This window comes from Henriciella aquimarina (assembly GCF_002088975.1).
Taxonomy (GTDB): domain Bacteria; phylum Pseudomonadota; class Alphaproteobacteria; order Caulobacterales; family Hyphomonadaceae; genus Henriciella; species Henriciella aquimarina.
Genome location: NZ_NCST01000072.1, coordinates 1 through 11654 on the forward strand (window position 1 = coordinate 1; position 11654 = coordinate 11654).

At 63.4% G+C, this 11654-nt stretch carries 14 protein-coding genes; 9 read left to right on the top strand and 5 right to left on the bottom strand.

The window, feature by feature from the left end; genetic code table 11:
- Nucleotides 1-2: 2 nt before the first annotated feature.
- Nucleotides 3-923: a transposase gene (locus B8784_RS11155; protein ID WP_084396516.1), complete on the bottom strand. Its 921-nt coding sequence runs from the start codon at nt 921-923 to the stop codon at nt 3-5.
- Between the two features lie 198 nt (nt 924-1121).
- Nucleotides 1122-1469, bottom strand: coding sequence for a hypothetical protein (locus tag B8784_RS11160; RefSeq protein ID WP_143435439.1), 348 nt, complete (start codon nt 1467-1469; stop codon nt 1122-1124).
- Between the two features lie 155 nt (nt 1470-1624).
- Between B8784_RS11160 and B8784_RS11165 the strand changes: the two genes are divergently transcribed.
- Nucleotides 1625-2704 carry a hypothetical protein gene (locus B8784_RS11165; RefSeq protein WP_143435440.1) on the top strand — a complete coding sequence of 360 codons (1080 nt, stop codon included), beginning with the start codon at nt 1625-1627 and terminating at the stop codon, nt 2702-2704.
- A gap of 171 nt (nt 2705-2875) precedes the next feature.
- Here the strand turns inward: B8784_RS11165 and B8784_RS11170 are convergent, their stop codons facing one another.
- Nucleotides 2876-3382, bottom strand: a complete 507-nt coding sequence (locus B8784_RS11170) for a DUF4440 domain-containing protein (protein ID WP_084398036.1) — start codon at nt 3380-3382, stop codon at nt 2876-2878.
- 112 nt (nt 3383-3494) lie between these two features.
- Between B8784_RS11170 and argB the strand changes: the two genes are divergently transcribed.
- The 4 genes from argB to B8784_RS11190 all read left to right on the top strand — a co-directional run bounded on the left by argB (nt 3495) and on the right by B8784_RS11190 (nt 6668).
- On the top strand, nt 3495-4394 hold the full coding sequence (gene argB / locus B8784_RS11175; RefSeq protein WP_084398037.1) for an acetylglutamate kinase: 900 nt from the start codon (nt 3495-3497) through the stop codon (nt 4392-4394).
- Nucleotides 4384-5412 carry a DUF1036 domain-containing protein gene (locus B8784_RS11180; RefSeq protein ID WP_233356070.1) on the top strand — a complete coding sequence of 343 codons (1029 nt, stop codon included), beginning with the start codon at nt 4384-4386 and terminating at the stop codon, nt 5410-5412. Before argB ends, B8784_RS11180 begins: the two co-directional genes overlap by 11 nt.
- Complete coding sequence (locus B8784_RS11185) at nt 5409-6173, top strand: pyrimidine 5'-nucleotidase (RefSeq protein ID WP_233356071.1); 765 nt, start codon at nt 5409-5411, stop codon at nt 6171-6173. Before B8784_RS11180 ends, B8784_RS11185 begins: the two co-directional genes overlap by 4 nt.
- Nucleotides 6174-6239: 66 nt before the next feature.
- The gene (locus tag B8784_RS11190) at nt 6240-6668 is read left to right on the top strand and encodes a c-type cytochrome (RefSeq protein WP_084398039.1); all 429 of its coding nucleotides are present in this window, start codon (nt 6240-6242) and stop codon (nt 6666-6668) included.
- 23 nt (nt 6669-6691) lie between these two features.
- Here B8784_RS11190 and B8784_RS11195 read toward each other — a convergent pair whose 3' ends face one another.
- Entirely contained in the window at nt 6692-7093 is a 402-nt protein-coding gene (locus B8784_RS11195; protein WP_084398150.1) for a (R)-mandelonitrile lyase, read from the bottom strand.
- A gap of 347 nt (nt 7094-7440) precedes the next feature.
- Between B8784_RS11195 and B8784_RS11200 the strand changes: the two genes are divergently transcribed.
- The 4 genes from B8784_RS11200 (at nt 7441) to B8784_RS11215 (ending at nt 10886) form a co-directional block, all read left to right on the top strand.
- Nucleotides 7441-8220 (top strand): DUF2189 domain-containing protein, encoded by a 780-nt coding sequence (locus tag B8784_RS11200; protein ID WP_084398040.1) that lies wholly within the window; start codon nt 7441-7443, stop codon nt 8218-8220.
- Between the two features lie 84 nt (nt 8221-8304).
- Nucleotides 8305-9471, top strand: coding sequence for a porin (locus tag B8784_RS11205; RefSeq protein WP_084398041.1), 1167 nt, complete (start codon nt 8305-8307; stop codon nt 9469-9471).
- A gap of 111 nt (nt 9472-9582) precedes the next feature.
- Complete coding sequence (dapD, locus tag B8784_RS11210; protein WP_084398042.1) at nt 9583-10413, top strand: 2,3,4,5-tetrahydropyridine-2,6-dicarboxylate N-succinyltransferase; 831 nt, start codon at nt 9583-9585, stop codon at nt 10411-10413.
- A 35-nt stretch (nt 10414-10448) separates the two neighbouring features.
- A complete protein-coding gene (locus B8784_RS11215) occupies nt 10449-10886 on the top strand; it encodes a hypothetical protein (RefSeq protein WP_084398043.1) in 438 nt (145 codons plus the stop codon).
- A gap of 116 nt (nt 10887-11002) precedes the next feature.
- Here B8784_RS11215 and B8784_RS11220 read toward each other — a convergent pair whose 3' ends face one another.
- Nucleotides 11003-11596, bottom strand: a complete 594-nt coding sequence (locus B8784_RS11220; protein ID WP_084398044.1) for a tetratricopeptide repeat protein — start codon at nt 11594-11596, stop codon at nt 11003-11005.
- Nucleotides 11597-11654 lie beyond the last annotated feature (58 nt).

Sequence of the window (11654 nt, forward strand, 5' to 3'; positions counted from 1 at the left end):
GCTCAGCAACTGTATTGGATGTCATGTTTTCTGAGTTTTGCGTTGAGGATTGTGAGGAGTTTTCTGGCGATAGCGATGAGGGCGAGCTTTGGAGGTTTTCCAGCGGTTCGCATGGCGCAGTAGGTCTGCTTGAGCCTTGGGTGATGGCGCGAGGCTGAGAGGGCGGCGAGGTAGAGTGCTTCGCGCACCCTTGCGCGCCCGCCCCAGACCCGGCGTTTTCCCCTGAAGCTTCCGCTTTCATGGGCATGGGGAGCAAGGCCTGCAAGGGCTGCGATGGGTCTTCGGGCCAGGTGTCCGAGCTCTGGCAGGAAGGCGAGCAGGGCTGCGGTTGTGACCGGTCCGACGCCCGGTTCGCTGGCGATGAGGCGGGCCCGGCCAGCCAGGGTGTCATCGGCCTCGATATGGACCGCGATCTCCTTGTCCATGGTGACGATCTGTCGGGTCAGGCCTGCGATCCTGGCTTTCAGCCGCCGCACCAGCGGGCCGCAGCGATAGCGTTCGAGCTGGTTGAGACAGGCTTTTCGGGCTTCAACAAGATCATGCCGGTAGGCGTGAAGCTCGCGCAGGACCTGCACGCCGGGTGCGGGTGGGACGTGCACCGGCAGGCTGATCTGGCCGGCCATGGCCGACAGGAGCCGGGCATCGACACGGTCTGTCTTGGCCAGCACGCCAGAGGCGCGGGCAAACTCGCGCGCCTGGCGCGGGTTGACCCGGTACATCCGCACGCCAGCCTGGCTCATCGCCCGTTCGAGCGCTTCGCCATAAGGGCCTGTGGCCTCGAAGACGATGGATGGGGGAGCCAGCAGACAGAGGGTATCGAGCCCTGCCGCATCATTGGACAGCCGGTGAAAGCAGCCGTCACGCGGATCGAAGACATCGAGATGCGTCTTGGAAATATCGACGCCGAGAGCAGGGTGTGACATGAAGAAAATCCTGTCCTTGTCATACGGGGTCGGCTGTCACCGCCCCTGGCAACTGTTCAGGCGACACAACTGTCGTACCCGGCAGGCGAGCCCCTGGCTGAGCCACGATCCGTCAAATCAAGGATGAGAACGGGGTCTCGCCTGCCACCCCTCTATCGCACACTTCAAACAGACAAGGATGAGGGCCTTAAGGCAGGCTCAGGGCGGGTCGAGGGTGCGGGGGTGCAGCGGTGCAGTGACGGTACACCTGGAGGGTGCAGTAAACCGTCCGCAGGGTGCCGTGAGAGTGCACCAATCGAACAGCACCGCGAGCGCGCCAGGGTCGAGCGGGGCAAGCCGCGTCCAGGGCGTGCGGTCGAAATCGCGCGGCAGCTCACCGCGGGCGGCGCGCTCGGCCTCGGAGGCATCCATGAAGCTCACGATAATGACGCCGGTTTTCATCAGGTGCCACATGAAGCCCTTGCGGCCTTCGGCGCGGCACCTCGCCGCCGTCGCCTCAAGGCGGATGAGATAGACCCACAGCACCGGCCAGAAAATGACCGGCACGTGAGAATGGCACCTCAGAAGCATCCGCGCATCCATGACCGGGAGCATAGGGCCGGATCAGGGGGAGGGGGATAGATTCGCGACCGTGCCTGCTTTGGGCGCACAGCGGAGATTCGCACTGCTGAGTCTTTCACTGTCCAGAACTAAGGAGTTGCTTGGGGGCAGCACTTATCGCACCGGTAGACTGGCTCGGGCCAAAAATTTGCTTCAGAAGCTTGCTTCTTTTATTACTTCCTCAACGTAAAGGTAATGGAGGGGCTATGGAGGCCGCATTTTGGTTCTTCCTGCTTGTTGGCGCATTTTTCACTGCGCTAATAGGCGCGTGGCTTGGATCGAAAGTCCATCAGGAGGGAACCGGTTTTTGGCTTGGCCTTTTGCTGGGTCCGATTGGTTGGATCATAGTTTTGCTTCTTCCCCGGGAGGCTGATCCGGCTACGCGGCCCAGTACAAGCACAGCCTCACATTCGGGATCGATAGCCGCAACGAAGTGGTCTGAGTTGCGGACAAGCACAGATATCGCGGAACTGTCGGCATTCATTGAAGCTTTTCCCGGCACCAATGAAGCGTACGAAGCTGCAAAGCACAAACAAACTGTCGCTTCCTGGCGTGCTGCCGACCAAGAAGACTTAAGCGTTCTCAGAGAATTCTATCACCGCGATGATTTGCCTTGGCTTAAACTAGAAATTTGGGAAGCAATCCGACGAGCAGCTCCAAAACATACGGAAATCGCTGCGTTCAAAACTGAAGTTGAAAAAGAGGAAGACCGCCAGCGAGAACAAGAAGAGGAAAAACGGCGTGTCGAGGCTGAACAGCAAAGAGTGATTGCCGAAGAGGAAGCAGAACGAAGAAAAGCTCGTGAAATTAAAGACAAGAAGAACGCGTATTTGGTCATGTGGATATCGATTGGCGCAGTCGTCATAGGAGGATCCGTGTATATCGCTTATCATTACCAGAAATACCAAGCACTCTCACCCAACCCGTTAAGGGCTGAATTGGATCAGAAGCTACAAGCGTGTTTGCCTTTAGCTGAGCAAAGAGATGAGCTTGTGGCCCAACGCAACGCCATGCCCCTTTCTCCGGAAAGAGACGAATTAGCCTCTCGTATTGAGGAGTTAGAGTACGATAAATTACCCGAATGCATGGGCAATGTTCGACAACTACAAGACGATCTGCGCGAAACAGAAGCGGAAACACCGAACAATTTTTTCGACTACCTAGTATCGGGATCAAATTAGCCGAACTATATGCTTACGCAAACAATGAGGCAGTGACCGTTTTGGCAAATGGTGTTGCGATTAATCGCCGCTACCTAAACCTTACCTGACTGTCGAACGGTCACCGCTCAGTCTCTACCTAATGTCCGCTTTCGGGCTACAAGAGATATTCGCGGCGCCAAACTGTTTTCCCTACTCCCCCGCACTCCATCCCCCCGGCGGCGGCATGGCGCTGGCGACTTCGCGGTAGGGGGTCCATTCGCCTTCATGTTTCTTCAGGATGAGCAAATAGGTGTTGGGGATCTCGACGCGCGCGCTTGCGCCTTCGGGCCGGTATGACTGCACCGTGGTGCCGTATTCATACGCCCAGTCCTCATTGACGATGACGAGCTCCTTCGGCGTGATGTCGAGGCGGTAGCCGGGCGGCAGGGGCGCCTCGCCGGCGGCGGCATACATCTGAAGGTGCGCCGGGCTGCCGGGCACGGTCTGCTGGAAGTCCGGATGGCTGAGTGCGCCGAGCGCGGCGAAATCCGCCCCGGCCATGGCGGCCATGAAGTCTTCACGGAGCCGGTCGATCGCGGCGGCCTCCGTGCGCTCGTCGAGCGGGGCGGTCTCAGGCGGCGTCGTGGTGCAGGCGCCGAGCGCCAGAGCGAGCCCGGCGGCGGCAAGTCCTGTGCGGCACTGTCCGAGGATGTTCATGGGCGTCCCTCCCTTGTGTGTGCGTCCCGGCGGGAAGAATGCGCGGCGTCTGCGCGCGGCGCAAGTTTTCCGGGCTTAACGCCCACGGCAAACGCCGCTATACGGCTCGCCCATGAGCGAGACGAGCCCCAACCCCGCCCAGTACACCGCCGAGACGCTGTCGGAGGCGCTGCCCTATATTCAGCGCTATGACCACCAGACCGTGGTCATCAAGTTCGGCGGCCATGCCATGGTGGACGAGACGCTGTCGGACGCGTTTGCGCGCGACGTGGTGCTCTTGAAGCATCTCGGCATCAACCCGGTCATCGTGCATGGCGGCGGCCCGCAGATTGCGAGCCTGCTCGACAAGCTCGGCATCAAGTCGGAGTTTCGCGACGGGCTGCGCGTGACCGACGATGCGACCATGGAAGTCGTCGAGATGGTGCTGTCGGGGCCGATCAACAAATCCATCGTGCGCGCCATCAACAAGGCCGGCGGCAAGGCGGTCGGCCTGTCGGGCGCCGATGCCGACCTGATGAAGGTGAAGCGCGCGGCCCGCAAGTCGAAGGATGCCGACAGCCAGGTCGAGAAGCTGATCGATCTGGGCTTTGTGGGCGAGCCGGAAGCCATCGATGTCTCGGTGCTGAAACTGCTGTCTGCCTATGAGCACGACTTCATCCCCGTCATCGCGCCGGTCGGCTTCGACGGCGAGGGCAAGCGCTACAACGTCAATGCCGACACCGCGGCCGGCGCCATCGCCTCGGCGCTGGGGGCGAGCCGGCTGCTCCTGCTCACCGATGTCGCCGGCGTGCTCGACAAGAACAAGCAGCTCATCCGTGAGCTGAAGGCCGACGACGTGCCGGGCCTGATCGCGGAGGGCACCGCGCAGGGCGGTATGATACCGAAGCTTGAAACGGCTGCCGGAGCCGTCAAGAATGGGGTCGGAGGGGCCGTCATTCTGGACGGGCGCGCCAAGCACGCCCTGCTCATGGAGCTGTTTACCGAACATGGAGCCGGCACGATTGTTCTCTAGAGCGCTGGGCGTTTTCGCGGGGCTGTTTCTCCTCGGCCTGGTGGGCGCAGGCAGCGCGCAGGCGCAGGACAAGTCCGGCCAGGGCTGGTCGATCTGCAACCGCACGAGTTTCGTTATCGAGACGTCGGTGGCCCGCTATGAGGGCCAGGGCGTCGTCGTCGAGGGCTGGAAGCGGCTGCGGCCCGGCAGCTGCGAAGTCGCGCTCGCCGGCTCGCTTCGGCCCGGCGTGCACTATCTCTTCGCGCGCAGCTCCACGGCCCATCGCGGCGGGCGGCGCATCTGGGGCGGCGACACGCCTCTTTGCGTCGACACCACCGGCAGCTTCTCGGTCGAGAGCCCGCAGGACTGCGCGGCCATGGGGCTGGAAAGCCGCGACTTCCGCCCCGTCCTGATCGAGAACCGCGACACCTGGAAGACCTCGCTCACCGAGATCGAGGAGTACAGCCTGGAGCAGGCCGGCAATGCGGGCATCCAGCGCCTGCTCGCCGATGCCGGAGTGTTCAACGGCAATATCGACGGCGCCATCGGGCGCAAGACGCGCGCGGCGATCAACGACTTCCTAACCAATAACGATCTCGACCAGGAGATGAGCGATCCGGACCTGATCGACATCCTTGAACAGATCGCCCAGGACCGCGGGCGCAATATCGGCATGACGCTGTGCAACCGCACGCGCAACCGCATCTGGGCGTCGATTGCGCGCCGGCGCGGTGAGGGTTGGGAAAGCCGCGGCTGGTGGCAGCTGGAAAGCGGCGGCTGTGCGCGCGTCATCGACGAGCCGCTGCTGACAGCCGAACACTTCGTCTATGCCGAGATGGAGGATGGCGGCCAGACGCGCATGCTGAAGGACACGACCGACCCGTTCTGCATCGGCCATATGCGCTTTGCGATCACGGGCCGGAAGGATTGCGAGGCCTCGGCCTATGAGACCGCGCTCTTTGCCGCCACCCCGCAGCCGGAAAACCGCCGCCTGCTTTACGAATTCTTCGAGCGCGACTTCAAGGAGCCGGACTCGTGAGCCAGCCCAGCATCGACCTGAGCCGGATCGAAGCGCGCGATGTCTGGGTCTTCGACCTCGACAACACGCTCTATCCGGCCGAGTGCGACCTGTTCGCCCAGATCGACCAGCGCATGACGGATTTCGTGGCGCGCTTCCTGCGGCTCGACCGGGCCGAGGCGCGCGCGCTCCAGAAGCAGTATTATGCCGACCACGGCACGACGCTCAAAGGCCTGATGACGATGCACGGCATGGCGCCGGACGACTTCCTCTCCCATGTCCACGAGATCGACCTGTCGCCGCTGCCGGTGAAGCCGGACCTCTGCGACGCCATCGCCTCGCTGCCCGGCCGAAAGCTCGTCTACACCAATGGCTCGCGCCGCCATGCCGAGCGGGTGACGGAGTATATGGAGCTGCACACCGTCTTCGACGGCCTGTTCGGCATCGAGGACAGCACCTATCATCCAAAGCCCGCCCAGGCCGCCTATGACGCCTTCTGCGCGCATCACGATGTCGACCCGGCGCGCGCGGTCTTCTTCGAGGATCTCGAGCGCAATCTCGCGCCCGCCCACGCCATGGGCTTTGCCACCGTGCTCGTCGGCTCCACCAAGGACTGGAGCCATGAGCCGGCCGGGGCGCGGCCTGCCGGCGAGGCCGACGCCGACCATCCGCATGTCGACTATCTGACCCATGACCTGACAGGCTTCCTGCAGGACGTGTTGCGGACCTTGAGGCCGGAAGACGAAACGGCGCCGGACGCGGCCACACCGGCGCAAGGCTAAGGCGGCCATTGCGCTGAAAGCGGTCTCTCCGGCATAAAGAGAGACCTAGCCCGAAGGAGGATTGGCATGAGGCAGACATCCGGATGGACCGCAAAGGGCCCGGCGCTCGGGCTGGTGATCGGTCTGGCCATGGCAGGCCTTGCGGCTTGCGGCGGCCCTGACACCCCGCCGGAAGACACGACGTCCCCGGACACAAGCTCCCAGGATGAGGTGAGTGACGTGACGACGAGCGATGCGGCGATGGTCGAGAACGGCCGCGCGATCGTCGAGATGCAGTGCGCGACCTGCCATGCGATTGGCACCGCAGACGAAAGCCCGCGCACCGATGCACCGCCACTGCGTACCGTGCTCGCCGACTATGACCCGGATGCGCTGGCCGATGATTTCCGGGAAGGCATCCATGTCGGCCATCCCGATATGCCGGATTTCAATCTCGGTCCGAAAGGCACCGATTCCGTCCTCGCCTATCTGATCTCCATCAGGGCGGACGACTAGGCGCCTTCCGGCTGAGGGCAGGGCTATTTTTTGCCGAGATATTCCTCGTCGGTCACGAGTTCCATCCATTCGACATTCTTGCCGTCCAGGGCTTCCTGGATGGCGATATGGGTCATGGCGGTGGTGGATGTCGCGCCGTGCCAGTGCTTGTGACCGGGCGGGCACCAGATCACGTCGCCCGCCTTCACCTCGACACGTTCTTCGCCTTCGCACTGAGTCCAGCCAACACCGTCGGTGACGATCAGCGTCTGGCCGAGCGGGTGGGTGTGCCAGGCGGTGCGGGCACCGGGCTGGAAGGTCACGCTGGCGCCAGTGACGCGCGACGGGTCCGGGCGGTTGATCATCCAGTCGATGCGCACATCGCCGGTAAAGGTTTCGGCGGGGCCTTTCACGGCCTCCTTCGAGCCGTTCCTGATGATATCCATGATGTCTGCTCCTTTCGGCTTGGCCCGTGGCAGCCTGTGATAGCTGCCGTCCGGGGTGAGGATCATCCCTGTCAGGACATCCAACCGAAAAGATAGGGGCTTGGTTGCAGGCCGATTACCGCGCTGTGCGCGATGAGACTGGTGAACAGAATTCAGGAATGGCCGAAGCGGGCAGGGCCGGGCCTCAGGTTTCGGCGCCCGTCTCGCCGCAGGCCCTGAAGGCCCTCAAGGCGCTGGAAGGGAAGACGCCGTAGTCTTTCGCCGGGCCGTGCCTGTCCGCGCAAGGGGATGATTGCCAGCCTGATCCGGCCTGCTAAGCTCACCTGAAAAAGAGGGGAGGAGCAGGCATGTCGGAGACATTTCACCTGCCGGAGGTCAATCGCGTCGGGCTCATGGCACCGTTTGAGTGGCTGAAACTTGGCTGGCGGGATTTCCGCCGCGCGCCGGTGACCTGCCTGGCTTATGGGGCCGGGCTGGCGGCGCTCAGCCTGCTGGTCACCGCCACGCTTTATCTGACCGGCCAGTTCACATGGTTCCTGGTGCTCGCCGGGGGCTTTCTGATCGTTGCGCCGATCCTTGGCATGGGGCTCTACAAGGCCGCATGCCTGCTGGAGCGTGGAGAGAAGCCGGCCCTGCCCGCGATCCTGCCGCAGCCGGGCATGGTGCGTGCCGACGTGATCCTGCTGGGCGTCGCGCTCTTCGTGCTGTTCGGCGTCTGGGCGGAGGCTGCCTATATCGTCTACGGCCTGTCGACCTACACCCTGCACGAGACGATCCCCGAATTCCTCACCTTCCTGCTGACGACCGAGGAAGGCCGGCAGATGGGGCTGGTTGGCAGCGTGATCGGCGGGGGCATCGCCTTTCTCGCCTTCACGCTCGTGGTCGTCTCTGCGCCGATGCTGCTGGACGAGGCGAACAATGTCTTCATCGCCGTGATCACCAGCATCCGCAGCGTGATGAGCAACCTGCCGGTGATGCTGCTCTGGGCCTTCCTGATTTCTGCCCTGGTCGCGCTCGGCATGGCGTTCGCTCTGGTCGGGCTGGCACTCGTCTTCCCGTGGATTGGTCTCTCCAGCTGGCACGCCTATCGCAGCCTCGTCGCGCCCCGTCCGGCCCTGGCCGGCTGAAGAAAAACACCCTGCCGGAAGAAACCTGTCGCGGGGGGCATGCATTAGACGGGGAAGTCCCGATGCATGCCAACGAGAGGCGACATGCCGTGGATACGTCCGGCCCTGGCCATCCTGCTTCCGGCCCCGCTCCTGCTGGCGCCTACCGCGCGCGCGCAGCCGCTGAAGGTGGGCGATGTCGAGATTGGCGGCGCTCTGCGCTTCAATTTCTGGGACAAGAGCTGGCAACGCACCAATAACCGCCCGATCGACGAGCTTGAAGTCGACACGCTGCGCGCCGAGCTTCGCTATGACGAGGGCGGCGACTGGTTCGCTTCGGCGCAATATCGCTACTATTTCTATCAGGATGAAAAGAAGGACTCGTCTTTCTTCCATAGCGCCTATGTCGGCTATCGCCCGGACGAGGAGAGCGAGGTCGTCGCCGGCATCAACAAGGTGCCGTTCGGCCTCATGCCTTATGCCGGCAACAGCTATTTCTCGACCATCGCCTACTATGTCGGGCTGGAGGACGATTACGATCTCGGCATCCGCTATGGCCGCGATGAGGGCCCGTGGCGCGTCGATGTCGGCTGGTATCCGTCGGCAGAACCTGATGGCGTCGGCCAGAGCCGTGACAGTGCGCGCTATTCCTATGATGTCGTGGCGTCGGGAACCTCCGGCAATAGCGAGGAAAACCAGTTCAACGCCCGGGTCGCGCGCAGCTATGAGTTCGGCCCCGTCACCGGCGAGGCAGGGCTGTCGGCCCAGTATGGCAAGATCCCGAACGAGACGACGGGGCGGACCGGCGATCACTGGGCCGGCGCCGCGCACCTGGCAGCCAATTACGAGCGCTGGTCGGCGAAGCTTCAGACAACCGCCTATGAGTACGATCTCGCCAGTGCGCCCGGAGAAGATCGGCGCCGGGTGACGATGGGGGCGTATGACTATCCCTATAAGGTGGCCGCCGCAGGGCGGATCCATTCACTCGCGCTGAGTTACACCCAACCGGTCGACGCGATGGGGGTGGAGGCGGTCACGCTTTACAATGACTACAGCATCCTGACGAAGCAGGCCGAGGGCTTCGGCGATACCCAGCACAATGTCACCGGCGCGGCGATCGATTTCGAGGGGCCGGTCTTCGTCTATGTCGATTATGCGCTCGGTCAGAACAATGCCTGGCTGGGCCCGAATTTCGGCACTGCGCTCGCCGAGGGCGGCCCGGACAATGACTGGGAGCATCGCTTCAACATCAATGTCGGCGTCTATTTCTGATCGAGGGCGAGCCGCGCGCGCCCGTCTGATTTTCACCGTGGCTCTTGCAGCCTCGATCCAATCAGGCTTGAAGGCGTGGCAACAAGACGTGACCACAATGGAGAGCGCGCCATGACCGCGAAGCTGGAAAGCATCATCGAACAGGCCTGGGAAGACCGGGCCAATGTCTCCGTCGAAACGAAGGGTGAAGTCCGCGACAGCGTCGAGGAAGCCCTCGCCATGCTCGACTCCGGCAAGGCGCGCGTCGCCGAGAAGGGCGGCGATGGCGACTGGCATGTGAACCAGTGGCTCAAGAAGGCCGTGCTCCTGTCGTTCCGCCTTAATGCCAACGGTCCGATCAAGGGCGGCCCGGATGGCTCGACCTGGTGGGACAAGGTGCCGTCCAAGTTCGATGGCTGGGGCGCGGACGACTTCGCAGCCTCCGGCCTGCGCGCGGTGCCGAATGCGGTGGCGCGCCGTGGCTCCTATATCGCGTCCGGCGTCGTGCTGATGCCGAGCTTCGTGAACATCGGCGCCTATGTCGACGAGGGCACCATGGTCGACACCTGGGCGACCGTCGGCTCATGCGCGCAGATCGGCAAGGGCGTGCACCTGTCGGGCGGCGCCGGCATCGGCGGCGTGCTGGAGCCGCTGCAGGCCAACCCGACCATCATCGAGGACAATTGCTTCATCGGCGCGCGCGCCGAGGTGGCCGAGGGCGTCATCGTGCGCGAGGGCGCCGTGCTCGCCATGGGCACCTATCTCAGCCAGTCGACCAAGATCGTGCACCGCACGACCGGCGAGGTCGTCATGGGTGAAGTGCCGCCTTATTCGGTCGTCGTGCCGGGCTCGATGCCGGCCCCCGACGGCAAGGGGCCGGGCCTCTATTGCGCGGTCATCATCAAGACCGTCGACGAGCGCACGCGTGGCAAGGTCGGCATCAACGAGCTGCTGCGGCCTTAAGGCAAGCGCCTTTGGGGGCGTGATAAGCTCATGGCATGACGACAGACACTCTCACCCGCCCATCCGCGCTTGCGGCAATCGGCGAGACCGCGCCGGAAGAGGGCGGGCGCTGGGAGGTGCATCTGGCCTACCGGCTGGAGACGTCGAACACCGTGGTCGACTTGCGGGCTATTATTGACTTTGTCCGCATCGGCCAGTTCTTCAGCGGGCAGACGGTTGTGGCTTTTCAGGCCGGTGATGATGTCAGGTACCGCGTCGATGCCGATGTCGAAGGCGAGCTGACCAAAAGCCTCGTCATGCTCGACCTGCACATGCAGGAAGGTGTCCTCAGCGTGTCGCCCTTCTTTTGTACGGGCGAGGCGAAGACCGAGGGCAAGCGCTATGAAGGCCACTGGCACATGCCCTGCCTCAAGCCCCAGACTTGCGGGTGCGATGGCGACGATGGCGCCTTCTCGTTGACGCGCATCGGCTAACGTTTTTGCGCTGGCGTCGGCTTCACGCCAGCGCTGGGGAGCGACCGCCGCCAAGCCCCCACAGGGGTCCGGCACCGGCGCTTGGTTGGCGACCACCGGTGCCGGAGAGGGATACTCTATTCGGTCGTGTCGCCGATGACCGTATAGAGGCTTTTGAGCTCCATCGCCGGGGCAAAGCCGGGCTTCAGAGCAATCGTGTCCTCGATCCAGGCATAGGCCTGCGAATACTCGCCGAGATTATGGTGGGCCAGAGCGAGGTTGTGGGTGTACTTGTAGCGCTCCCCGCCCTCGGGACCGCCGGTTGCCTCGAGCACGTCGATGGCGGCTTGCGGGTGCCCGGCCTCGATGAAGACGGCCGCGCAGGATACCCCGGCTTCCGGGCCGCTCAGCCCGATCCCGATGGCGCGCTCGCAGTCCTCTACGGCAGCGGAGACCTGTCCCAGGCGGCGCTTGAGCGTCGCCCGGTTGACCAGCGTGGCGGAGCGTTTCTCATCGTTCATCCACGTCTCCTCCAGGGCGAGCGTGCAGCGGCGGATATCCGACGCCTTCGAGGTGGCCTCTCGCGTGGCTTCATAGCATTTCAGCGCATCGCCCTTCTCAAAGCGGAGGATGCGCGGACCGGCGTGCGCGGTCATGGCCGGCACGAGCGTTAGCGCGGCGAGCAGGGCCGCCGACAGGGTCCGGCAGCGGAGGGCGATTCTGTGTGTCATGTCTGTCTCCTTTGCAGGTCAGCATTGAGCCTGCGGGGAAACTGGCCTCTTGAAGCCT